The 23,824-nt window shown below is 56.3% G+C and carries 23 protein-coding genes and 1 riboswitch; of the genes, 12 read left to right on the top strand and 11 right to left on the bottom strand.

Translation table 11 applies throughout. The annotated features are described in order from the left end of the window. Nucleotides 1–153 precede the first annotated feature (153 nt). From AUQ43_RS02095 to chrA, 4 genes are all read left to right on the top strand, one after another. A complete protein-coding gene (locus AUQ43_RS02095; protein WP_062953994.1) occupies nucleotides 154–681 on the top strand; it encodes an RNA polymerase sigma factor in 528 nt (175 codons plus the stop codon). A gap of 1 nt (nucleotide 682) precedes the next feature. Beyond that, a complete protein-coding gene (locus tag AUQ43_RS02090) occupies nucleotides 683–925 on the top strand; it encodes a hypothetical protein (protein ID WP_062953979.1) in 243 nt (80 codons plus the stop codon). A gap of 514 nt (nucleotides 926–1,439) precedes the next feature. Next, nucleotides 1,440–2,915: an AMP nucleosidase gene (locus AUQ43_RS02080; protein ID WP_062953977.1), complete on the top strand. Its 1,476-nt coding sequence runs from the start codon at nucleotides 1,440–1,442 to the stop codon at nucleotides 2,913–2,915. 241 nt (nucleotides 2,916–3,156) lie between these two features. Beyond that, nucleotides 3,157–4,368, top strand: coding sequence for a chromate efflux transporter (gene chrA, locus AUQ43_RS02075; protein ID WP_062953993.1), 1,212 nt, complete (start codon nucleotides 3,157–3,159; stop codon nucleotides 4,366–4,368). Nucleotides 4,369–4,386: 18 nt separating this feature from the next. Here chrA and AUQ43_RS02070 read toward each other — a convergent pair whose 3' ends face one another. The 6 genes from AUQ43_RS02070 to AUQ43_RS02045 form a co-directional block, all read right to left on the bottom strand. Then, nucleotides 4,387–5,844, bottom strand: coding sequence for a serine hydrolase (locus AUQ43_RS02070; RefSeq protein ID WP_062953992.1), 1,458 nt, complete (start codon nucleotides 5,842–5,844; stop codon nucleotides 4,387–4,389). 91 nt (nucleotides 5,845–5,935) lie between these two features. Continuing rightward, nucleotides 5,936–7,111, bottom strand: coding sequence for a CynX/NimT family MFS transporter (locus AUQ43_RS02065; RefSeq protein ID WP_062953976.1), 1,176 nt, complete (start codon nucleotides 7,109–7,111; stop codon nucleotides 5,936–5,938). 110 nt (nucleotides 7,112–7,221) lie between these two features. After that, nucleotides 7,222–7,803, bottom strand: coding sequence for a helix-turn-helix domain-containing protein (locus tag AUQ43_RS02060; protein WP_062953975.1), 582 nt, complete (start codon nucleotides 7,801–7,803; stop codon nucleotides 7,222–7,224). A gap of 68 nt (nucleotides 7,804–7,871) precedes the next feature. Continuing rightward, entirely contained in the window at nucleotides 7,872–8,441 is a 570-nt protein-coding gene (gene rsmD / locus AUQ43_RS02055; RefSeq protein WP_062953974.1) for a 16S rRNA (guanine(966)-N(2))-methyltransferase RsmD, read from the bottom strand. A gap of 5 nt (nucleotides 8,442–8,446) precedes the next feature. Further along, nucleotides 8,447–9,760 carry a pseudouridine synthase gene (locus AUQ43_RS20655; protein ID WP_062953973.1) on the bottom strand — a complete coding sequence of 438 codons (1,314 nt, stop codon included), beginning with the start codon at nucleotides 9,758–9,760 and terminating at the stop codon, nucleotides 8,447–8,449. Further along, nucleotides 9,757–10,479, bottom strand: coding sequence for a gamma-glutamyl-gamma-aminobutyrate hydrolase family protein (locus AUQ43_RS02045; RefSeq protein WP_062953972.1), 723 nt, complete (start codon nucleotides 10,477–10,479; stop codon nucleotides 9,757–9,759). The genes AUQ43_RS20655 and AUQ43_RS02045 overlap by 4 nt, the downstream gene beginning before the upstream one ends. A 270-nt stretch (nucleotides 10,480–10,749) precedes the next feature. On the opposite strand from AUQ43_RS02045, the gene AUQ43_RS02040 reads away from it, so the two are divergent. Beyond that, nucleotides 10,750–11,202, top strand: a complete 453-nt coding sequence (locus tag AUQ43_RS02040) for a nucleoside deaminase (protein WP_062953971.1) — start codon at nucleotides 10,750–10,752, stop codon at nucleotides 11,200–11,202. A 1-nt stretch (nucleotide 11,203) separates the two neighbouring features. Here the strand turns inward: AUQ43_RS02040 and AUQ43_RS02035 are convergent, their stop codons facing one another. Further along, entirely contained in the window at nucleotides 11,204–11,677 is a 474-nt protein-coding gene (locus AUQ43_RS02035) for an Rrf2 family transcriptional regulator (protein ID WP_062953970.1), read from the bottom strand. A 153-nt stretch (nucleotides 11,678–11,830) separates the two neighbouring features. Here AUQ43_RS02035 and AUQ43_RS02030 point away from each other — a divergent pair, with 153 nt between their 5' ends. Beyond that, the gene (locus tag AUQ43_RS02030; RefSeq protein ID WP_084271958.1) at nucleotides 11,831–12,460 is read left to right on the top strand and encodes a cyclopropane-fatty-acyl-phospholipid synthase family protein; all 630 of its coding nucleotides are present in this window, start codon (nucleotides 11,831–11,833) and stop codon (nucleotides 12,458–12,460) included. Nucleotides 12,461–12,524: 64 nt separating this feature from the next. Here AUQ43_RS02030 and AUQ43_RS02025 read toward each other — a convergent pair whose 3' ends face one another. After that, the gene (locus AUQ43_RS02025) at nucleotides 12,525–12,782 is read right to left on the bottom strand and encodes an Atu4866 domain-containing protein (protein WP_232310556.1); all 258 of its coding nucleotides are present in this window, start codon (nucleotides 12,780–12,782) and stop codon (nucleotides 12,525–12,527) included. A gap of 83 nt (nucleotides 12,783–12,865) precedes the next feature. After that, nucleotides 12,866–13,600 (bottom strand): SDR family oxidoreductase, encoded by a 735-nt coding sequence (locus AUQ43_RS02020; RefSeq protein WP_062953989.1) that lies wholly within the window; start codon nucleotides 13,598–13,600, stop codon nucleotides 12,866–12,868. Nucleotides 13,601–13,782: 182 nt separating this feature from the next. Between AUQ43_RS02020 and AUQ43_RS02015 the strand changes: the two genes are divergently transcribed. Continuing rightward, entirely contained in the window at nucleotides 13,783–14,709 is a 927-nt protein-coding gene (locus AUQ43_RS02015; protein WP_062953969.1) for an AraC family transcriptional regulator, read from the top strand. Between the two features lie 37 nt (nucleotides 14,710–14,746). Here the strand turns inward: AUQ43_RS02015 and AUQ43_RS02010 are convergent, their stop codons facing one another. Further along, nucleotides 14,747–16,348: a glucan biosynthesis protein gene (locus tag AUQ43_RS02010; protein ID WP_062953988.1), complete on the bottom strand. Its 1,602-nt coding sequence runs from the start codon at nucleotides 16,346–16,348 to the stop codon at nucleotides 14,747–14,749. Between the two features lie 172 nt (nucleotides 16,349–16,520). Continuing rightward, nucleotides 16,521–16,723, top strand: a riboswitch (cobalamin riboswitch). A 224-nt stretch (nucleotides 16,724–16,947) separates the two neighbouring features. Between AUQ43_RS02010 and AUQ43_RS02005 the strand changes: the two genes are divergently transcribed. From AUQ43_RS02005 to AUQ43_RS01995, 3 genes are read left to right on the top strand one after another with little or no spacing between them, the layout of a single operon-like run. After that, nucleotides 16,948–17,973, top strand: coding sequence for an ABC transporter substrate-binding protein (locus AUQ43_RS02005; RefSeq protein ID WP_084271955.1), 1,026 nt, complete (start codon nucleotides 16,948–16,950; stop codon nucleotides 17,971–17,973). 40 nt (nucleotides 17,974–18,013) lie between these two features. Then, nucleotides 18,014–19,090, top strand: a complete 1,077-nt coding sequence (locus AUQ43_RS02000; protein ID WP_062953968.1) for an iron ABC transporter permease — start codon at nucleotides 18,014–18,016, stop codon at nucleotides 19,088–19,090. After that, entirely contained in the window at nucleotides 19,087–19,899 is an 813-nt protein-coding gene (locus AUQ43_RS01995) for an ABC transporter ATP-binding protein (RefSeq protein WP_062953967.1), read from the top strand. The genes AUQ43_RS02000 and AUQ43_RS01995 overlap by 4 nt, the downstream gene beginning before the upstream one ends. A gap of 26 nt (nucleotides 19,900–19,925) precedes the next feature. Here AUQ43_RS01995 and purD read toward each other — a convergent pair whose 3' ends face one another. Next, the gene (gene purD, locus AUQ43_RS01990; RefSeq protein WP_062953966.1) at nucleotides 19,926–21,209 is read right to left on the bottom strand and encodes a phosphoribosylamine--glycine ligase; all 1,284 of its coding nucleotides are present in this window, start codon (nucleotides 21,207–21,209) and stop codon (nucleotides 19,926–19,928) included. A gap of 115 nt (nucleotides 21,210–21,324) precedes the next feature. On the opposite strand from purD, the gene xseA reads away from it, so the two are divergent. Both xseA and AUQ43_RS01980 read left to right on the top strand, forming a co-directional pair. Then, nucleotides 21,325–23,010, top strand: a complete 1,686-nt coding sequence (gene xseA / locus AUQ43_RS01985) for an exodeoxyribonuclease VII large subunit (protein WP_062953965.1) — start codon at nucleotides 21,325–21,327, stop codon at nucleotides 23,008–23,010. Continuing rightward, on the top strand, nucleotides 23,010–23,824 hold an 815-nt coding region (locus AUQ43_RS01980; protein WP_062953964.1), incomplete at its 3' end, for a M23 family metallopeptidase. The genes xseA and AUQ43_RS01980, both read left to right, overlap by 1 nt.

The following is a 23,824-nucleotide window of genomic DNA, read 5'->3' as shown; positions in this document are numbered from 1 at the left end:
ATCATCAATATAACTACTGTATGTAAAGTAAGTCTATTGATGTTGTTGCGTATAGTATGTGTGTTCATTGTATTGCATAAGTTAAACATACGATTTTACTTTAAATTCTATTTTTCTTTGTTAGGGTCAGTGCATCCGAACAAGGAGGTTGTGATGTCTGAACAAGTGATGAACGAAATCGAAGACCATGTCCCTGCACTGCGCCGTCATGCGTACCGCCTGACCGGCAGCACCGATCTTGCGCAGGATCTGGTCCAGGACACGCTGTTGAAAGCCATCAGCAAAAAAGACCAGTTCGAAGAGGGCACAAGCCTGAAGGCCTGGTTGCACAGAATTCTGTTCAACACTTTCATTTCCGGAAAACGTCGTGAAAAGACACGCGGCCCGCAGGTCGACTGGGATGATCTTGGTGATGTCTATGGTCATGGCAGCAACCAGATGGCCCGTCTCCAGTTGCGCGACGCGGACCGGGTTCTTGAAGACCTGCCCGAGCAGGAGCGTGAGGCCATAATGCTGACCGCAGTCGATGATGTTTCCTATCAGGATGCAGCCGACCAGATGTCGGTCGAAATCGGCACAGTCAAATCACGTGTTGGCCGCGCACGTCGCAAGCTGCGCGCATCGGTGGGTCGAATCGAAGCACGTGAACATGCATCACGTTATGTCGCGGAGGCAGCATGATATGAGCCCGGTTCTTGCGATATATGGCAAAGATCACATTCTTGGCTATGTACGCGGGACGCTTGAAGACGACGAAGAAAAACAGGATATCGAAAGTCTGGTCGAAAGTGACCCACGCGCAGCCAAGATTGTCCGTAAACTCAGTGAAGTCGACATTGATGACCAAGGGACAGTTGATGATTCCGTGCGTAGGCGGCTTGAAAAACTGCAGAATATTGCGACTCAGGCTGGTATAATGGTCTGAGTGCGTGATCAGGATATCTGCCATGCGTTTAATGGAATTGACTCAACTGACCAATGGTCATATAAATAATCCATATCAGGGTTGATCGTCTTTTCCCTCAACGTCTAAGGCCCTTCCCTGAAATTGCCGAAACCGTCCCCCGGTTTCGGCATTTTTTTTGCCGATTTCGCAAGGGGCACCTGAAAAGGGCTGACACGCCAACAGGGCGGCAGCAATCGGTTATGATGATCGAATCAAAACTGTCATTTGGAATTCTTGAAAATAAACCCGACATATATTGCATAACCTTTTGTAAATGCCGGGAAAGATGATTTTTTGCATCATGGCGATTGCCGCAGAACGGACGTTTTGTCGTCTGGATTGAAAAGGTTGGCAAAGTTTTCGGTTGTCAGAAGGCGGGCGAGCGGTGATAAATCTCTCGCTCCAAGGGCTTTTGTCATTGATCGGGCGCGATTTTGCGCATCCGGATCTGATAGAAGAACCCAAACAACAATAACAAAAAGGAGCATCCAATATGGTTTCTGAAGTACACGGATCGGTACGCGATCTGTTTGAATTTACCGACGCCGACAGGGCACTTGCGCGCATCAAGGACATTTATGCGACCGGTGCCAACGCCGTCCAGGAGGCCTTTAACCGTTTCGGTCAAGGCCAGCAATCTTCCCCGGTACGTGCCTATTACCCGTATCTTGGCATCGAAGTGCCACCGGAAAAACTGCATGTCGAAAGCACCCTGTCATTTGGTGCGCCACGCGATCCGGGGGTTTATGGCACGACGCTGACGCGTCCTGACCTGTTTGAAGAATATTACCGTGAACAGATCGAACTTCTGCTGAAAAACCACGACGTTCCTGTCGTGGTCGGTGTCTCGGACCGTCCGATCCCTTTGCCGTTTCTGGTTGAAACCGCAACGGACAGTATCGGACCGAATGACATCCGCCCGATGCAGCTGATTTTTGATATGCCGGATCTGGCGCGTACCGATGATGACATCGCCAACGGTGTTCATTATGGCGCGAATGCCGCACCGGGGTCCAAGCCGCTATCGCTGTTTTCTGGCGAACGTGTGGATTATTCGCTGGCACGTTTGCGCCACTATACGGCGACTGCGCCGGAACATTTCCAGAAGTTCGTTCTGTTCACCAACTATCAGCGCTATGTCGATGAATTCATCGAATTCGCCAAAGAGCAGCTCGAAGATCCGAAAAGCCCCTATGTCGCCTTTGTCGAACCGGGGCCAAAAGTCAGCGTGCGCAAGAACGCGCCGAAGGGCTGGGTGGAAACGGGTGAAGCGGTCAAACAGCTTCCGCAGATGCCGTCCTATCACTTGGTTCGCGAAGACGGTCTTGGTGTCACACTGGTCAATATCGGTGTTGGCCCGTCGAACGCCAAAACGGCAACCGACCATATCGCCGTTCTGCGCCCGCATTGCTGGTTGATGCTGGGGCACTGTGCCGGATTACGGCGCAGTCAGCTTCTGGGTGATTATGTTCTGGCCCATGGTTATGTTCGTGACGATCATGTGCTTGATTCGGACCTGCCGCTTTGGATTCCGGTGCCGCCCATCGCCGAGGTGCAAGTGGCACTGGCAAATTCGGTGACCAAAATCACCGGACTGAAAGGCCGTGAAATGAAGGCGCGCATGCGCACCGGTACGGTGGCCACCACCGATAACCGCAACTGGGAACTGCGTTACAGCGAATTGTTTGTGCGCCTGAACCAGTCACGCGCCATTGCGGTCGATATGGAAAGTGCGACCATTGCTGCCAACGGTTTCCGGTTCCGTGTGCCGTATGGCACGCTGTTATGCGTATCGGACAAACCGGTTCATGGTGAACTGAAGCTGCCGGGCATGGCCAATAATTTCTATCGCCAGCGCATTGGTCAGCACTTGCAGGTTGGTCTGGATACGATTGATACGCTTCGTCAGGATGTTAATCAGCTCCATTCCCGCAAACTGCGTTCACTCGACGAGCCAGCCTTCCGCTAACAGGATAGTCGGCTTACACACCTTGGTGTTACGTTTAAAACCCCGCCTGTGGTCCTGCCGCAGGCGGGGTTTTGTTATGGATATATTACGAATGGTCAGGCTTTCGGTTTTGGCTTTGCCAGCTTCGGGTGATTGCGTATGGTCAGGCAAAATCAGGGGTTAGGGCAGGAATATCAAAATGCCAGACATGACACCAAAGGGTGATGCCGCAGAAGATCAGAACAAGAACCACACGCCGGCCATGCCAGCTGATGGCGTGGGTCTTTGGCAGATTTTTCTGATTTTTCTGCGACTTGGCCTGACCAGTTTCGGTGGGCCGGTGGCGCATATCGGCTATTTCCGCGAAGAGTTTGTCGCGCGACGCAAGTGGCTTAGTGACGCCGGGTATGCAGATCTGGTTGCGCTGTGCCAGTTTGTGCCGGGCCCGGCCAGTTCGCAGGTTGGCATGGGGATTGGCATGGCGCTGGGTGGACTACGCGGATCATTGGTCGCGTGGCTTGGTTTTACAATGCCATCGGCAATTGTTCTGGCGGCACTTGGTATGGCGTTTGTCGGAATTGATCTTGGCAGTATCGATGGCGTCATTCGCGGCCTTAAGCTTGTTGCCGTCGGGGTGGTTATTCATGCCCTTCTTGGTATGGCACGAAGCCTGTGCCCCGATATTCCCCGCGCCATTCTTGCGGTTCTGGCTGCCGGGCTCATGATTGCCAGCGATACGGTACTGGCCCAGTTCGCTGTGATCCTTGGTGGCATGGTTGCGGGCTTGTTGCTTTTGAAAAACAAGGTCGCGGACGATGCTGATCGCGGTTCTGCACCACGTTCGGCCACAGGCGCGATTGTCGCCCTGGGGGCGTTTTTTGCGCTGCTTGTCGTTTTGCCGGTTCTTGCCAGGCTTGATCCGACCGGTCTGTTCGCTGTCATTGACGGTTTCTATCGCAGTGGCGCACTGGTGTTTGGTGGTGGGCATGTGGTTTTGCCCTTGCTGCAAAATGCCGTTGTGACACCGGGATGGATCGACACCGAGACATTTCTTGCCGGTTACGGCGCAACGCAGGCGGTCCCCGGGCCCATCTTTACGTTTGCGGCCTATTTGGGCGCAGCCCTGCATACGGGCGCAGGTGGCAGCGGGATTGTTGTCAGTGCGCTGACAGCGTTGGTGACGCTGGTAGCGATCTTTTTACCCGCGTGGTTATTGGTGGTCGGGCTTTTGCCATTCTGGGACCGGGTGCGCCATATCCCGTCTATGCGGGCCGGATTGATGGGGGTGAATGCGGCGGTTGTCGGGTTGCTTGCCGCTGTTTTGTATGACCCGATCTGGACCGGGGCAAATCTGGACATCTTTGATATCGGCTGCGTGATTCTGGTCTTTGCCATATTGCAATGGCGGATTGTCCCAGTTTGGGCCGTTGTCGGTTTGGGGGCCGTTGTCGGCTATCTGGTGGGCTTTTTCTGATCAGCCAATAGGTCCGGGCTAGCCGCCATTCACTTCGGCGGTCGTGTTCCCAGAGCTTTCTGCCGGGCTGGCTTGGCGATCTGACTTCTCCGGGAAAACAGCACTCAGATCAGCGATGAATTTTCGCAGATCAAAGGCATCGCGATTGCGTGTCACCCCGAAACGGACAACAACAACATCTCGTGACGGAATGACCGTAAGCGATTGACCGTCATGACCAAGTGCGAAAAAGGCGTCGTCGGGCAGGGGCGGCACGTCAGTACGCGGGCTGCCATCCTCGTTCCGGCTGCCGGGCAGATCAATCCACCAATGGGCACCGTAAAGGCCGTTCGGGTCTTCTGCGGCGGGGCTGGTGGAATATCCGACCCAGCCTTCGGGCAAGAGGCGCTCCCCATTCCATACCCCGTCTTGCAGGAACAGTTGGCCGATCTTGGCCCAGTCGCGCGCAGACGCATGCATGAAGCTTGAAGCGACAAAATAGCCGTCCGGGTCTGTTTCGATCACAGCACTGCTCATGCCAAGGGGGCGGAACAGAAGTTCTGTCGGGCGGCTCAGATAGGTCGAACGCGAACCGCTAAGGTTGCGGATCGCAGCCGAAAGGATGTTGCTTGCCCCGGAATTATAGGAAAATTCACTGCCTGGCGTATTTTCAAGGGGTTTGGAAACGGCAAATCCGGCTGCGGCGGGCTCGATAAACAGCATTTGCACGACATCAGATAGCGGGTTGGCATAACTTTCGTCAAACTCAAGCCCGCTTCGCATGCGAAGCAATTCATCATAGTTGATGGTTGCGCGTGGATCGCCGGGCTCTGCCTGCCATTCATTGATCAAAACAGGTTCCTGCAGATCGGAAATCATGCCTTCAAACCGCATCCGACCAAGGATGGCGTTGAAAACACTTTTGGTCATGGACCAGCCCGGCAGGGGTGTTTGGGCTGTGATGCCCGCGGCATAGCGTTCGGCGACAACTTTGCCGTCATGCAGGATGACGACAGCGCGCGTACGGCGTTCGGGGCGTAATCCCGGCTCATCCATGGCATCAAACAGAATGCTGTTCAGCGCCCGGCGGTCGACATCGGCCGGAAGTGACGTGGTCAAAAGCGGGCGCGGTTCAACCGGGGTCATGACCGGGGTTGAGTTGCGCAACTGTGCGATATGTTCCGGACTGTCGGCCAATGTGCAGCCAAGATTTGGGCGGTAGATTGCAAATCGCTTGCGAAAACCAAAGGCGTGCGCGCTGACGGCTTGGTTTCGCAGATCGACGTTCGTCGTAATCAGCGACAACAGCGGGTTATTGTCGGCAAGAACATCGATTTCACGGGCGCGCGTGGATGTCAGGCCATTAACGAAAATGGCGGAACACATGACCTTTGCGCTATAGGCCGCGCCAACAGGGGCAAGCCAGATAAAGAAAACAGCAAGAACAGACAGGCCGATCAATATCAGTCCGATAAAGATGGCCTTGATCCACTGCATTCCATTTCCCTGAATATTTTTGAATTTGTTGGGGACGGAAAGGGTCGCTTGCTTCGAAGAATAGGTCAAGCCATCGTATCGTATAGTTTTATTATGATTTTTGTCTAATGGGTGCTGATGCACCCGGCTTGCGTAGCGAAATCAGGAAGCCAACAAAGTAAAAACCGCCCAAAACTGCGGCTGCACCGGCCCAGCCGTCGCGATCAATCATCGCCCCGGCAAAGGGCGGCACGATCACGACAAATATCTCGGCAAACTGGGCGAGCATCCCTTGCAGGGCGGGCATGGAAAGACCTTCTGTTGCGATCTTTGGCAAAAGGGCAAAGCACGTTCCTGCAACAGCACCCTGACAGATATTGAAAACAATCAGCATCGAAATGCTAAACGGAACCGATGTGCTGACAAACAGGGTTGAAATGGCAACGGCCATGATTGGCAGAAACACGATCAAAATGGCTCTGCCCGGAATGCTGCGGCCCAGCAAGGCGCCAGCAGCCACACTGCCAACCACGTTGCCGGCAATCGCAGTCGTGCCGATGATACCGGCCGAAAGGGCGATACCGATATCAAGGTTGTCGGCCAGCATCGCGGGCATAAAGGCCAAGGCCGCTGAGGTCCCCCCGGCAAAGGCGGCAAAGGTCATTGCGACCTGAAGAGCTGCGCGCGATTTCAAGACACCGATCACCCCCAGAAGCAGGGATCGTCGTGCACTGCCGGTTTCTGGTTTGTCCATCAATGCGAGAAGCGGCAGCAAGATCAAAACAGGCAGCGTGCAGGCACCAACCGCAAGCCGCCAGTCAATCCAGGTGACAACGGCGGCACTGATCCAGTTGCCCAGTGCAATGCCAACCGGGATGAACGTGCCCCAGATGCTCATGGCCATGGCGACCAGTTTCGGGTTTCGAAACCCGGCCATCCAGCTTGGCGCGCCAACAACGATCAACAGATATCCGACGCTGGTGACGAGCCGCCCAACATACAAAAGGCTGCTGACACTTGCCGTGGCAAAGATCAGCGCGCCCGTGATCATCATGACGCAGCCAAGCACCAGCGATTTTCGCAAACCCGCCCGGGCGGCCCACACACCGGCGGGAATGGCGCACAACGCACCGGCAGCAGTGATCAGGGAGGCCACCAACCCGAATTCTGCCTGACTAAGCCCGAAGCTTGCGCGCAAATCAGGCGCAATCGGACCGATAAGACCGACCTGCATTGAGGCGGTCAGTCCAAGTCCGTAAAGAATAATAACGGTGACGATGGGCGGCATGGGTCGGTTCCGTGGGGGGAGATCAGTGTGGCGTGTTCGTATGCATCAGAAAACTGATACCCGATTTACCACAATGATTGCCACGTATTAAATATGCGTTGGTCGGGTGACTAAATATGCGCGGGCTTCTGATCAAACCCGGTGGTCAGGCGCACAGCCGTGCCATCAGACAGGAAAAACCGTTCCCACAGGATGTAGGTATCGATGATGCGCATTGGGTCGCCATCCCGGCGGGACGTTTCGAACGTCAGGTGATCGGTCTGGTCTTCGTGCCAGCCAAGGTCATGCAGGCTTTTCTCCGCCGATGCGATTTCCGGTGTGGCAAACCGCCAGAGCGATGTGCCAAGCAGGGGCGTGCAATCGCGTTGCCATTCGTTTTCGCGCGGGCGCGATGCACATAGCAGGCGGTGTGAACGATCCTCGATCAGGTGTACGCGTTGTGACGAGTGCATGACCAGCCGTTTGACCGCGTGATCAAGGCGGAAGTTGCGCTTGCGCGTCATCATTTGATGGATGAGGTCATATTGCAGCGAGGCCGGGCTTTGCGCCCCGCTTTCCCAACGCGATACGGTTGCCTGTGTCACGCCCAGAATATCGGCCAGACGGGATTGCTTGATGTCGCTTGTGCGTCGCCACTGGCGCAAAAGGCGACCAAATTCCTTGTCTGGTGCAGTCTCATCCATGGGCTTCATGACGATCAACCGGTTTTGAGCATGTCCAAATCTATCACATCGTCCGGGTATCGGCAGCAATGCCGCAATCAGGCGATAAAGCGCCCGATATCAATCCGGCAGCGACCATATTTGCGACTGTCGCACAGATAAAAATCTTCAAGCGCGATTTCCGGATCGCGCGGGTCGCGTTCGGCAACGATCAGGGTGTTGCCATCAATCCACCCGGCCTTGGCAAGGGCTGTGATGCTGGGCTCGATCAGGTCTTTGCCATAGGGCGGGTCCAAAAACACCATGCTGGCAGGTCGACTTGCACGCGGTGGTTTGGTGGCGTCGGCACGCCGTGCACTGGCCTGATCGGCAATGCGAAGGGCGTCGATATTCTGTTCGATGATCGCAACCGCCTTGCGATCGTTGTCAAAGAATACGGCTTGGTCGGCGCCACGCGAAATGGCTTCAAGCCCAAGCGCACCGGACCCGGCAAAGGCATCAAGGATCACGCCATCAAACAGCGGGTTGAAGTCATCCTCATACCAGCGCGATGCGTGTGACAGGATGCTGAAAAGCGCTTCGCGGACCCGATCAAGGGTCGGGCGTGTGTCGCGTCCCTCAGGTGCGTTTAGAAGCCTGCCACGATGTGTCCCGCCAACAATCCGCATTCAGCTTAGTCCTTCTTGCCGCGCGGACGGTTGCCGGACGGCTTGCGGCCGGGCGCACTATGTGTGGTATCGCCGGAACGACCAGCAGGTTTTCCCGATGGTTTTCCGTTTGGCTTTCCTCGACCGCGTCCTTCGATGAAGCCCGGTTTACCTTCGCGGCCACCAGTGCCCCGTCCGCCATCACGACCGCCGTCGCGACCGCCATCACGTCCACCGGCTGCTTTGCCCTCGGCACTGTAACGGCCACGGCCCTTGTTGGTCGGGCGTGATGATCCGCGTTCTTCGCGCATGTCACGTTCCTGGCGCCCACCACCACCGGTGGCCGGTTTGCCACGTCCACCGGCACGCGGGGCGGCGCCGATGCGCGGGCCTTTCCGTGCAGCACCGCCAGACGGGCGTTCGCGGGTTTCACGCTGTTCTTCGGCTTCTGCATTCTGGGGTGCGGCGTTCGGGCCACCTTGCGGGCGTTTGCGCTGTGCCGGTTGGCCAAACACGGTGCGTGGGGCCTTCGGGCGCGATGTACCGCCACGGGCAACCGATTTCTTTTCGGAAACCCTGGAATAGTCGCCCTTGAAGAATGCTGCGAGCTGTTCTTTCATGACCTTGCCGGTCACTTCCTCGCACTCGCCCGGGGCCAGATTGCCAAGCTGGAACGGGCCATAGGATACACGCATCAGGCGCGTGACAGGCCAGCCAAGATGTTCCATGACACGGCGAATTTCGCGGTTCTTGCCTTCGCGGAGCGTCACCGTCATCCAGGCATTGGTGCCTTTCTGAACATCGACCTCGGCGTGGATGGAGCCGTAATTGATTCCGTCGACTGTCACACCGTCTTCAAGCTGTTTAAGCTTTGCCTCGTCGATCTGGCCATGCACGCGCACGCGATAGCGCCGCGCCCAGCCGGTGGCCGGCAGCTCAAGATAACGGGCAAGCTCGCCGTCATTGGTCAGCAACAGCAACCCTTCGGAGTTGAGATCAAGTCGCCCGACCGAAATCACGCGCGGCACATAGCTTGGCAGATGTTCAAACACCGTATCGCGGCCCTGTTCGTCGCGGTGGCTGGTGACCAGACCGCGTTTTTTGAACAGGCGCCAAAGACGCGGCTTTTCCTTTTCCGGCAACGGCTTGCCATCGACAATGATTTCGTCTTCGTCGGTCACGGTGACCGCCGGGGTATCAAGCTTCTTGCCATTCAGTCGCACGAGCCCCTCGGCGATCATGCGTTCGGCATCACGCCGCGAACAAACCCCGGATCGCGCAATGCGCTTGGCAATGCGTTCGGGTTTGTTGTCGTCTGGTGTGGTGTTCTTGTCGCTCATTTGCGGGCCTCGGAAATCAGGGCGTCGAAAATCTTCGCATCGCCCGAACTGATATGGAATTCGGGATGCCACTGGACCCCGAGACAATAACGATATTTCGGATGCTCAATCCCCTCGATCACGCCATCGGGCGCATAGGAATTGATGATCACATCCGGGCCAACCCCCTCAGCCGCCTGATGGTGGGCGGAATTGACCGACAGTGTTTTCACATCGCCAACGATTTTGGCCAGAAGCGTATTCGGTTCAACCGTCACATCATGGCCCGGCTCGTTGCGCGGATTGGGTTGCTCGTGCGGTAGGCAGTTTTCGATCGCGTCCGGGATATGCTGGATCAGCGACCCGCCCAGAATAACATTCAAAAGCTGTTGACCACCGCAAATGCCCAGAACCGGCATGTCGCGCTCAAGCGCGCCTTCGGCCATCGCCCATTCAAATTTGGTGCGCCGGTCCTTGGTAACAACCGTATCATGGGTTTCCGTCGCACCAAACAGGGTCGGGTCAACGTCAAATGCACCGCCCGTAACCACCAGACCGTCAATCAGATCAAGCAGATCGGGAACCAGTTCAACCTCGTGGGGCAGGGGCATCGGAATGCCGCCCGCCTCGGTCACGGCACCGGCATAGTTTTCACGCAGCGCATACCACGGGAATTTGGAATAGCCCCCGGGTTCTTCGGAATCGAGTGTGATACCAATGATCGGCTTGCGCGTGGTCATGATCAAAATAGCCTTGATGCTGGTGACGGAAACTCAGGCGGAAACTACCTGTGTAACCCCGTAAGGGCAACGGCAATTCACGCTGATAGTCTATGCGTTCTATGCAGGCAGGAAGCGCCTGCACACCGAACGACAGTTAACAGATGATCGCTTGACCGATTATCTGCGTGGTAGCACTCTGGAGCCCAACGCCCTAAAACGAAGTAAAAACAAGAACAGCCCTGACAAACAACGTGATTTGTCAGATGGCACAAGCGGGATGGAAAGATCATGAGTGCAGAAAGCTATATGGATATGGCGCTTGAAGAAGCCCGCGCAGCTGCGCGCCGGGGCGAAGTGCCTGTGGGTTCCGTTCTGGTCGATGCCGATACCGGCGAGGTTTTGGCACGTGCCGGAAATCTGACCGAGGAAATGAACGACCCGACGGCGCACGCCGAAATCCTCGTGATCCGGGCCGCAGCCGGGGCCAAGGGCGAACCCAGACTTCCCAATTGCGATCTGTATGTCACGCTTGAACCTTGCCCAATGTGCGCAACCGCCATTTCATTTGCCCGTCTGCGCCGGGTTTATTTCGGGGCTTATGATCCGAAGGGCGGCGGGGTCGATCACGGCCCGCGCGTGTTTGAAAGCACAAGCTGCCATCACCGCCCGGAAGTCTATGGCGGCATCGGCGAGGTAGAGGCCGCCAAGCTTTTGAAGGATTTCTTCGGATCGCTGCGCTAGGTCAGTGTTGGCCTGTGCCTTCATAGGCAAAGTCTTCCGGGGTTAAACCAAGCTCTTTCATGCGCAACTCAAAATCATCGGCCAGGTCGGCCATGGTGACGGACGACAGCACCTGTATAAAGGTCTGGGATGCCATTTCCAATGCGCGCGCAGTCGCGGTGTTGGCAGCTTTTTCCATCAGACATTGAGAGTCTTCATCCCCGCAGCCCAAGGCAAAAAGAGTCGGCGCACCCAGCGCCTTGTAAATCTCGGCCAGTGTGATTTCGTCCAGTGGTCTTGCCAGTTGCCAGCCGCCGCCATGCCCCTTGATTGACGTCAGGATTCCCTGATCACGCAGGCCTGCCATGGTGCGGCGGACCACGGCCGCATTGGTGTTGAGCATCTCGGCCAATTGATCGGATGTGGCCGGGTCTTTCATGCCATCAAGATGTAATAGCGCATGTAAAACCCGCGGAAGGCGGTTGTCCTGACGCATGGGTATGGTCCTGTCTGCCTATCGGTTTTCTGGTCATTTTTAACATATGTAACTTTCAAAGATACATGAAATTGACAGGGTTGCCGAATCATGTAACTTTTAATGTTACGTGATTCGCGAGCACGCCTCTGCAACAAGCCCGGAAGACAAGACATGAATATCGATCCGAAAATGGACCCAAGGACGTTTTGGGAAGAAATCTACGAAAAGGCATCGCCACAAACCAGCGGCCGTCCGTCTGCTATCCTTGAACGCTTCGCCAAAGACAGGCCGGTTGGTCACGCGCTTGAACTTGGCTGCGGCAAGGGTGATGACGCCGTCTGGCTCGCGCGGCAGGGCTGGACAGTAACCGCCGTTGATATTTCCGAGACGGCCTTGGAGTATGCGCGCGCCAATGCCGAGCGCCATGACGTCGAAAACAAGATCACGTTCGAGGCGCATGACCTGACCAAAAGCCTGCCAGACGGTTTGTATGATCTGGTGACCGCGCAATTCTTGCAGTCGCCGGTTGAATTTGCCCGCGAAGCGGTGCTGAACCGGGCTGCGGCAATGATCGCAACGGGTGGTTTGTTCCTCATTACCAGCCATGGATCACGGCCTTCATGGTCGTGGGCGCCAGAAGATACGGTGTTTCCAAGTCCGCAAGAAGCCCTTGATGCACTGTCACTTGATCACACCTGTTGGCGTCAGATCGCAGTCGATAATTTCGAAAGAATGGCAACCGGACCAAAGGGAGAGAGGGGATCAGTCATCGATACCGTCATTGCCCTTGAGCGTCTCTGACGAAACAAAAATCGGGCGGGTTTTGTGTGCCCGCCCGATTTGCTTTGCCCGATTGCAAAGTTGATTAGTCTTTCGCTGTTTCACGAAACATCACCATGCCACCGTGATACAGGACATCATTTTCAAAATAGCCATCGGCGGTAAAGCCGGTGTCATCCTGATAGGTGATGTCGTTCCCCGATATCTGATAGTCGCCCTGATAGGCCGACTGGCGTTCGCCACGGGCCTCGTCATAGCGGCCGTCGGCACGCAGTTCCTGACGGACATAACCGTCCCTGGTGACCCACATGCCGACATAAGGATGGGGGGCGTTGCTGTTCATCTCTGTGTCCTGTTGGGCATTCGCTGGTGGTGCGAACACCACCAGCAAGGTTAGAAAACATAGCGAATACAAACTGATTTTCATCAGAATGCCGATGCTGTTGGACGCACGATCACCTCGTTGATGTCGACATCAGCGGGCTGATCGAGTGCATAAAGAACCGCCCGCGCAATCGCATCCGGCTTAAGGGCGAGTTGGCGGAACTGGGTGAGCAGTTCCTTGCTGGTCGGGTCGGTGATGTCATGACCCAGCTCTGTCTCGACCACACCGGGCGAAATCGTCGTGACGCGCACATCAGTGCTTTCCTGACGCAGGCCTTCGGAAATGGCCCAGACGGCATATTTGGTCGCGCAATAGACCACACCACTTGGCACAACGACATGTGCGCCAATGGAGGCCGTGTTGATGACATGGCCGCCACCTTGTTCCCTGAACAGGGGCAGGACGGCAGCAATCCCGTTCAGAACGCCGCGAATGTTGACATTGATCATGTTGTCCCATTCGCCGGTTTTGAGTTCCGACATGGGCGCAAGCGGCATCACACCGGCATTGTTGAAAATTGCGTCGACCCGGCCAAACAGGTTGTTGGCATGATAGACAAGGGCATCAACACTATCGGCGTCGGTGACATCCACGGAACGGGTCATTGCGGATCCGCCTGCGGCTTCGATCTCTGCTGCAATCTCGTTAAGGCGTTCGGTGCGACGTGCAGCAAGAACCACATTTGCACCGCGCTCGGCCAGAAGCCGTGCAGTGGCCTCGCCAATGCCGCTGCTTGCGCCGGTGATGATAACGGTTTTGTTTTCGACATGATTGATGGGGTTCGACATGACATCCTCCGTATGTTTGTGCCATGGCCCATAACCTGTCGTCAGAACGGTGAATTCTGAATACACAGAACTCGAAACCGATTGCCTATTCCTCCAAATCCGTCTTTGCGGTCTTTTACCTTGGGTTCCGGGATGTATACTGCGCATACCGGAAATAAAGGATTCTGCGCATGGATAGTTACCAGCGGCTCTGCGAGTTGATTGATAAATACTGTGAGGTCGATGGTGCAGTACGGACCGCGATTGATCCGGTGTGGATGTATCGTGCGACCAATCCGACGCTGAAGGTGCCTACGATCTACAGACCTTGCCTGTGCCTGATTATTTCGGGGACAAAGGAAGTCACGCTTGGTCAGGAAGTCTATCGTTATGAGCCGGGGCAACTTTTGGCAGCATCGGTTGATTTGCCGCTGGTCGGGCATGTGACCAATGCCAGTGAAGACGCGCCATACCGTAGTCTGTCGCTTGACCTTGACGGCCAGATCCTGAGCGAGCTTGTCACCAACATGGATCTGGACATTGGCGTGGATGGCGACAGTACACGGGGCTTGTTCGTTGAACAAACCACCCAGTCACTGGTAGATGCGGTTTTGCGCGTTGTGGATTTGCTTGATCGTCCTGACGAGATACCGGTCATGCTGCCGCTTTTGATGCGTGAAGTGCATTATCGGCTGTTATGCACCGGGCAGGGGGTGTTTATTGCGCGCCTTGCGATGGGGGGCAGCAACATGCAGCGCATCTCGGCCGTCCTGCGTTTGATGAAAGACAATTTTGACAAGCCGCTTCGCGTTGATGAGCTGGCGCAACATGCCAATATGAGCCCGTCTTCCTTCCATCATCATTTCAAGCAGGTCACGGCGATGAGCCCGCTTCAGTATCAAAAACGCCTGCGCCTGACGACGGCGCGCCAGATCATGCTGGCGGAAATGAAGGATGCGGCAAGTGCGGCCTATGCCGTTGGCTACGAAAGCACATCACAGTTCAGTCGCGAATATGCCCGCATGTTTGGTGCGCCGCCCATGCGTGACATCACCGCAATCCTGGGTCAGCCAGCAAATACAGTGTCCCAGGGCAGTATACCCGGCAGCCGGTTCTAATTTACGGGAACCAGTTTCCGGTCGTCCTGCGGGGTGGTCACCCCTGTTGCTGATTACCCAGTGCCGGCAAATGCTGGAACATCCAAGTTTCACTGAGCGGGCTATCACCGCGTTTCAAATACATGCGCAGGTCAACCGGATCGGTGCCCGCCGCCTTAAGATCAAAGGCCGCGCGCCAGATGCGGGTATCCATGATCGGTTCGATCTTGGTGCGGACAATCTCGCCGCGTGAGGATGTGACAACGACTTCGGGGAATTCGCCGTATGCAAGCGTTCCCAGAACCTCGCCCTCGAACTCGACGGAAAACTTGATTTCGTCCTTGGGCCGGTTGGTGCCCGGTTCGCCACCACGGCCCATGCGGGTTGCGGTGGCGCGTGCCAGTTCCTTGACCGGGAACGGGTTATGGGCCTGCCAGTAAAGCCGGTATTTGAACTGATAGCTGTTGCCTGCCTTGGCTTCGCCATTCGGCACCCAGAAGGCAGCAATGTTATCGTGGATTTCATCGTCGGTTGGAATTTCGATCAACTGAACCGCGCCGTCATGCCAGTCGCCTTGCGGTTCGACCCACAGGCTGGGACGGCGGTGATAACGCACACCATCCAGATAGTTCTTCACATCGCGATCACGCTGCATCAGGCCAAAACCACGCGGGTTGTTATCACCAAATGCCGAAGCACGGATGGTTTCCGGGTTATTGAGCTGTCGCCAGATGCGTTCGCCGCCGCCGGTCCAAAGCTCCAGCCCGTCGCTGTCATGCACTTCCGGGCGCCAGTCAAAGCGGAACGATTTGTTCTGTTCGGAATACCAGAACATGCTGGTCAGCGGTGCGATGCCAAGGCGTTCGATGTCACGGCGGACAAACAGATGCTTCTCGACATCCATCGTCACCCCTTCGCCGCGATACAGCAGGAATTTATAAGCCCCGGTGATGCTGGGGCCATCCAGCAGGGCATAGACCGTCACCGGGTCTTCGGGGTTTTTGGCCGGTTCGATAAAGAATTGGCGGAAATCGGGGAATTCTTCGGGAACAGAGGTCGCGGTATTGACCGCAATGCCGCGCGCCGACAGGCCATATTGGCCTTCATCGCCAATGGCGCGGAAATATGATGCACCAAGAAATGCCGCCCAGTCCTGGGTTTTCCAGTCATCGCGCGCCTGATTTTCGTGAAGGCGAAAACCGGCAAAGCCGCTATTGGCAGGCAACTGGCGGGCGATGCTGTCTTCGGGCATGTCAAAGTAATCGGGCTTGTAGATCACTTCGCGTGCCTGCCCGTTTTCCAGAAGATACATATGCACCGGTTTGGCGAAATACATACCCAGATGGAAAAAGGTCAGGGGATAGGTGCCCGACCCATCAGAAAACGGCGAATGATCGCGTTTGTAATGCAGCTTGCCATGGGTGTCGTAATCGATCTTGCCGACAATTTCCGGATTTGGTGCAACGGGCGGCTCATAGGCCGATGAGGCCATGGATTTGGCGCGTGCAATCAGACCGGCAAAATCAAACGGCTGTGCTGAACCCAGATCAAGGCCTTCGACATCTGCCAAAGCATGCTGATAGATCGACATTCCCGGCAGGATAAGTCCGGCTGCCGCGATGGATTTCAAAAAGCGTCTGCGTTCAACAGAAGTCGTCATGTTCATCACATTCCAGTGGTTTAAGCTGTCGGGAAAGCATACCCGGCAGTGTGGAGGTAATCGGGATGAAACATGGCAAATTCAAGGTCGTATCAACTGCAATTTATGCATGGAGGCGCAGCGTTAATGCCGCTGGTGGTCTGCCAATTTCCTTGACCGTGTTTTTGGTTTAATCTAACCGTGACGTGTCGGTATCCGATTTCGGATAAAGGGAATTCGAGGTGGGCCGAATATGGGCTCATTAACCGAAGCTGCCCCCGCAACTGTAGGCGGAGAGCATTTTTCTGACCAATGCCACTGGGATCAACCCGGGAAGGCCAGGGAAAATGCATTGACCCGCAAGCCAGGAGACCTGCCGACACGAAGACGACGGACCGGGCGGGGTGCCCCGGAGAATGTCGGTACGTGTCTTGGCCCAACAGTTTAGCGCAGTTTCCTAAGCTTTAAGCCTGACATCTTCCGTCTTCTCCTGACACTTTTGCCGGTCCATTGACAGCAGCAAAAGTGGTGTTATGTTATAACATAACACGTGACGGTGCGTTGAAACCGGATCATCCAAAACGGTCCCGGATCAGCGCATCAGCAAGAGGGAAGTCAAAGTGATCAATCACGATAAACGTGTACTGGCGGTCGGGGTGTTTGCCGCTGGTCTTATTTCATCTGTTTCATTTGCGTCCGCAACCGAATATCCGCTCAGTATCGAGAACTGCGGGACTGTGCTGCAATTTGACGCGGCCCCGGAACGCGTGGTGTCGCTGGGCCAAAGCACGACCGAAATTCTTTATTCGCTGGGCCTGGCCGATAAGGTCAAGGGTACCGGTGTCTGGTTCGGCCCGGTGATGGATGAATTCAAGGACGTCAACGCATCTGTGCCGCGCCTGGCCGACAATGATCCGGGGTTCGAAACCGTTGTCGCGCAAAAGCCGCAACTGGTTGCCACCCAGTATCAGTGGCATGTCGGGCCCAAGGGCACCGTCGGCACCACCGAACAGTTCAACGAACTGTCCATTCCCGTCTACACAGCACCTGCCGATTGTGTGGGCAAGGACAATGCCGGTGGCGGTGACGGGGTGCGTCACGAAGGATTCACCATGGATCTGATTTATCGCGAGATTGCCGATCTGGCGCAGATTTTTGATGTCGAAGATCGCGGTGAAGAACTGATTGCCACCTTGAAGGAACGTCAGGCGAACTCATTGGAACGTGTGACGGCAAGCGGCCATGACAATGTTTCTGCCGTCTTCTGGTTTTCCAGCCCCGAAATCAACAGTGATCCCTATGTGGCGGGCAAAAACGGCGCGGCGGGCTATATCGCGGGCAAACTTGGTGTTCGTAACATCATTGACAGCAATGAAGAATGGCCGACCGTTGGCTGGGAAACCATCGCGCGCGCCAACCCTGATATCATCGTGATTGGTAAAATGGGACGTCGGCGTTTTCCGGCCGATGACTGGCAGGTCAAGATGGACTTCCTGAAAACTGATCCGGTCGCAAGTCAGATGAAGGCGGTGCGCAATGGTAATATCGTGGTGATGGACGCCCAGTCGATGGATCCGACCATTCGCCTGATCAATGGTATTGAAACACTTGCCGAAGCCGTCGAACGACTAAGTGCTTCGAACTGACCTGCACTGCCAAAGGCGCCTGATATGCCCGGAGAATTCAATGTTTGAAACATCGCCAGTTCAGCAGCCGGTTCAGCCACCCGGGCAATCGCTGGCGGGTCGGGCATATCTTGTGCGGGCCGGTGTCAGTATTGGTGCTTTGGTTTTGCTTGTTGGCGTCATCGCGATGGCGGCAGCCAAGGGGGAAACACACATTCCCCTTGGCACCGTGCTTCAGACCATTGCCAATCATCTTTGGCAGGCGGGCTATGACGTTGATCCGATTGATGCCGGGATCATCTGGAATTACCGGATATCGCGTGCGATGGTGGCGGCGGCCTGCGGCGCATCCCTTGCGCTATCGGGCGCTGTTTTGCAGGCGCTTTTGCGCAATAGTCTGGCGGATCCCTACTTACTGGGCATTTCGGCCGGGGCATCGACCGGTGCGGTCAGTGTCGCCATTCTGGGGTTCGGCGCGGGGATGGTTTCCCTGTCGCTTGGGGCCTTTGTCGGCGCGTTGGTGGCGTTCGGGTTTGTGGCGCTTTTGGCCATTCCGGCCGGGCGCGGAGCAGGTGCCATCATTCTGGCCGGGGTTGCCGGATCGCAACTGTTTAACGCATTGACGTCATTTATCGTGACCAAGGCCGCCACGGCGGACGAGGCCCGTGGGGTGATGTTTTGGTTGCTTGGCAATCTAAGCGGCGTGCGGTGGCCGGATGTCTATCTTGCGCTTCCGGTGGCCGTTATCGGCTTGTTGGTCTGCCTTTGGTATTCCCGTGCGCTTGATGCCTTTACCTTTGGCGTGGAATCGGCAGCATCCCTTGGTGTGCCGGTGCGACGGGTTTATGTGGTGTTGATTGCCATCGCCGCCTCGATGACCGCGGTGATGGTCAGTATTGTCGGGGCCATCGGCTTTGTCGGACTGGTTATTCCCCATGCCGCGCGGTTCTTTGTTGGAACACGGCACGGATTTCTGTTGCCGGCATCGGCCCTGATCGGGGCGGTGTTCCTTGTGGCGGCCGATATTGTATCGCGCATCATCCTTGATGGTCAGGTCCTGCCCATCGGGGTGATCACGGCACTTATCGGGGCACCGGCCTTTGCGATCATCCTGTGTCATGGGCGGGTGTTGCGATGAGCCTCGAATTACGCAATGTCGGCTGGAATGCCGGATTCAAAAAGATCATCAGCGACGTGTCGCTTCGCGTGACACGTGGCGAGTTTCTTGGCGTGATCGGGCCAAACGGGTCGGGCAAAACCAGCATGATGTCGGTTCTGGGCGGTATTCGTGCCCCTTCGACCGGGCAGGCATTGCTGGGGGATCAGCCGATGAAGAAAATCGGTCGGCGCAACCTTGCCCGTCATATCGGCTTTGTCGAACAACAGGCCGACACCATCGACCGTATTACCGTGCGTGATGCCGTTGCGCTTGGTCGAACGCCGTACCTTAGTTTGCTGTCACCATGGTCAGGGCACGACGACGCCATCGTGTGCGAAGCCCTTGCCAGTGTTGAAATGGGGCCCTTTGCCGACCGGATGTGGCATACGCTTTCGGGGGGCGAAAAGCAGCGCGTTCACATCGCCCGTGCCTTGACCCAGCAGCCCGATTTCCTGTTGCTTGATGAACCGACCAACCATCTTGATATCCATCATCAGCTGGGCCTGCTTGAACTGGTGCGCGCACTGCCGGTCACCGTGGTGGCCGCCCTGCATGATCTAAACCATGCGGCGATGTTTTGTGACCGGGTTGCGATGATGGATGGTGGCAAGCTGATCGCGCTTGGTACGCCCGAACAGATTTTGACATCGCAAAACCTTCGCGATGTTTTCGGGGTTGCCGCTGATATCGAGATTGATGATCAGGGCCGCTGCCATATCCGTTATCACGCCGGAAACCAGAAATCTTTGGCCATAAAAAAGACCAGGTTGCGTAACCCGGTCTTTTGATTTCAGCATCTGGGGCTGCTTGATGCTTAGCCCTGTTCGCGGGCAACCGCGCGCCAGCCGATATCGCGGCGGCAAAAACCACCATCCCAATCAATTGCATCAACCGCCTCATAGGCGCGTTTCTGTGTTTCGGTTACCGTCGCACCGCGTGCGGTCACACCAAGAACGCGGCCACCGGTCGCAACCAGCTTGTCGCCATCCATCTTGGTGCCGGCATGCAGGACCTTGACCTTGTCGATGGCGTCTGCCGCCGGAACGTTTTTGATCTCGGTCCCTTTTTCGTAGGACCCCGGATAGCCCTTCGCCGCCATAACAACCACCATCGCGGTTTCATCGTGCCATTCGGGTTTGACTTTATCGAGCGTGCCGGTGGCCGCCCCGTCAAGGATATCAAGCACGTCTGATTTCAGACGCGTCATCAGCACCTGACATTCCGGGTCGCCAAACCGAATGTTGTATTCGATCAGTTTCGGATTGCCTGCTTCATCAATCATCAGACCGGCAAACAAAACACCCTTGAACGGATGGCCTTCTGCGGCCATGCCCTTGACGGTCGGGATGATGATCTGATCCATGACCTTGGCTTCGACCGCATCGGTAAAGACCGGTGCCGGGGAATAGGCCCCCATGCCGCCCGTATTGGGGCCGGTATCACCTTCGCCAACGGCCTTGTGATCCTGGGCTGCGACCAGCGGAATGACGTTTTCGCCATCACAAACAGCAAAAAATGAGGCTTCCTCACCTTTGAGGAATTCCTCGATCACGATTTCCGCACCGGCATCGCCAAACTTGCCGCCAACCATGCATTCTTCAATCGCGGCAAAGGCTTCGTCATTTGTCATACAAATGGTCACACCCTTGCCCGCGGCCAGACCATCGGTTTTGACCACAATCGGTGCGCCCTGTTTTTCGACAAACGCCTTGGCGTCCTTGGGATCGGTGAAACGGCCATAGGCGGCGGTCGGCACACCGAACTTTGCCACCATGTCCTTCATGAAGCCCTTGGAGCCTTCAAGCTGAGCGGCTGCCTTGGAACAGCCGAATGATTTAATGCCTTTGGCATCCAGTGCATCAACAAGGCCTGCAACCAGCGGGGCTTCGGGGCCAACAACGACCAGATCAACCGCGTTGTCCGAGGCAAAATTTACCAGACCTTCAATGTCGCTATCGGAAATCGCAACGCATTCGGCGCTGTCTGCAATCCCGGCATTGCCCGGTGCACACCACAGTTTGGAAATGCGCGGGCTGCGCGCAATCGCCCAGCACAGTGCGTGTTCACGTCCGCCGCCGCCAACGACCAGAACCTTCATGACTTTATCCTTCGACTTGTCCGATTGCTTGATGGTCCATGCGCGATGAACTAGGCTTGTGCCAAACCCACCCCGCTTAACAAATTATGCGGGCTTTTAGCATAAAGTACCCTTGATGACGCAAGATTTGTTCGACCCTTATGCCCCGGTTCCTGAAACGCCTGTGAAAACAGGAAATGCGCCCGAATTTTCGGTTTCCGACCTGTCAAACGCGTTGAAGCGGACCGTGGAGGATGCCTTTTCCTTTGTTCGGGTGCGCGGCGAAATTTCCGGGTTCAAGCGCGCGGCCAGTGGGCATATGTATCTTGCGCTGAAAGACGACAAGGCGGTGCTTGATGGTGTGTGCTGGCGCGGGCAGGCGGGCAAGCTTGGCCTTGTGCCCGAAGACGGCATGGAAGTCATCGTTACCGGGCGCCTGACGACTTTTCCGGGCCGATCGAAATACCAGATCGTCATCGAGACGATGGAAGTCGCGGGCGAAGGCGCGCTTTTAAAGCTTCTGGAAGAACGCAAAAAGAAACTGGCCGCCGAGGGGCTTTTTGAGCCCGAACGCAAAAAGCCGATCCCGTTCCTGCCCGATGTCATCGGGATTGTCACATCGCCCACGGGTGCTGTGATCCGCGATATCATGCATCGCCTGCGCGATCGTTTCCCACGCCGGGTTTTGCTGTGGCCGGTCCTTGTGCAAGGCCAGGGGGCAGCCGATCAGGTGGCCGAAGCCGTGCGCGGTTTTAATGATCTTTTGCCTTATGGTCAGATCCCGCGCCCGGATGTGCTGATTGTTGCGCGCGGTGGTGGATCGCTTGAAGATCTGTGGTCATTTAACGAAGAAGTCGTTGCCCGTGCGGTGGCCGAGTCCGATATTCCGGTGATTTCGGCCGTCGGTCATGAAACCGATACCACCCTGATTGATTTTGTGTCCGATCTGCGCGCGCCCACCCCGACCGGGGCGGCGGAAAAGGCCGTGCCGGTGCGCGGCGAGCTGATCGGTCAGGTCGAGGAAGATGGCCTGCGTCTGGCCCAAGCCGTGCGGCGTTTGGGTGTTGAAAAGAAAACGGCGCTTGAAAGTCTGGCGCGTGGTTTGGGCGATCCCAAGCGCATGCTCGAGGAACGCAGTCAGACCCTTGATAACTGGGCGGATCGGTTGCCGCGTGCAGCGGTAAATGTCACCCAGCAGGCACGCGCACGGTTGAACGAGGCGAGTGCACGATTGGTTAGCCCGCGTGAACAGCTTTCGGAAAAACGCGGGCGTCTGGACAATGCGGCGCTTCGTCTGGACGGGGCGATGAAATCCGCCCTGCAGATGCAGCAGTCGCGCCTTGATCGGGCAACTGCGGGCCTGCGACCAAGTGATGCCAAGCGCGACATTGCCCGGGCCGACAAACAGATCATTGATCTTGGCACGCGTTTGCAGGGTGCGGTTCGCAATACGCTTAACCGCGAGGCAGAGGGACTTGCCCGCTACGACCGGCTGTTGGAGAGTTATTCCTATCGCAATGTGCTGAAACGCGGTTTCGCCGTGGTGCGTGACAGCGCAGGAAATCTGATTGGCAAGTCGGCTGATATCATTGCGGGTGAGGGATATGATCTTGAAATGGGCGATGGCGTGACACGGGTGACGGCAGGCGCGGGTGTCAATGTCAAACCCGCTTCTGACACAGGCGGAACTGGGGATGCTGCCAACACAGAGACATCCTCAGAGCCAACGACCGCGAAGGCCGAAAAGCCAGCCAGGCCAAAACCGGCAAAGAAGAAAAATCCAAGTCCCAAGGACGATGACAGGCAAGGGAGCCTCTTGTGATGCGTATGACCATTTCCGGCATGCTGGCCGCAGCTGGCCTTCTGATGGCTGGATTGTCTGCCGAGGCGGCCGAGCCAACCTATGAAGGCCAGTTTGTACAGGGCGGGATTGTTTTTGGGCAAACCGACGCGGGATCCAAGGTGTTGCTTGATGATGTGGCGATTGACACTATCGCATCGGATGGCCGGTTCGTTTTAGGGTTCCCGCGTGATTACGAAGGCCCGGCACGGGTCAGTGTCCGCCATGCCGACGGCAGCGTTGAGTCGTTCAGTTATGACATTGCTGATCGTGAATTCAATATTCAGCGTATTGACGGGCTGGCACCCAAAATGGTCACCCCCGACCCGGAAGTCATCAGCCGCATTCAGGATGATTCGCGCCAGGCGCGCGAAGCGCGAACCGAACGTTTTGCCGAGGATTTCCTGCAAAGCGGCTTTGTCTGGCCTGCTATTGGTCCGATAAGCGGTGTTTACGGATCGCAACGCATTCTGAATGGTGAGCCGCGCGCGCCGCATTGGGGCATAGATATTGCGGTGCCGGCAGGCACGCCCGTCATTGCGCCAGCGGATGGTATTGTGACGCTGGCGCATCCCGATATGTATTTTTCCGGTGCGACATTATTTGTCGACCACGGACTTGGCGTTGTGTCGGCCTTTTTACATCTGTCGGAGATGAATGTGCAGGTCGGTGATGTCGTGCGGCAGGGCGATGTGATCGCCAAGGTTGGATCATCGGGCCGGTCAACCGGTCCGCATCTGGATTGGCGGGTCAATGTTGGGTCAGCCAGAATTGATGCCCAATTGCTGGTCCCGCC

This window comes from Thalassospira sp. MCCC 1A01148, from assembly GCF_001613795.1.
Classification (GTDB): domain Bacteria; phylum Pseudomonadota; class Alphaproteobacteria; order Rhodospirillales; family Thalassospiraceae; genus Thalassospira.
The sequence above is the reverse complement of the archived record's forward strand: the minus strand, read 5'-3'. Positions and strand labels throughout refer to the sequence as shown.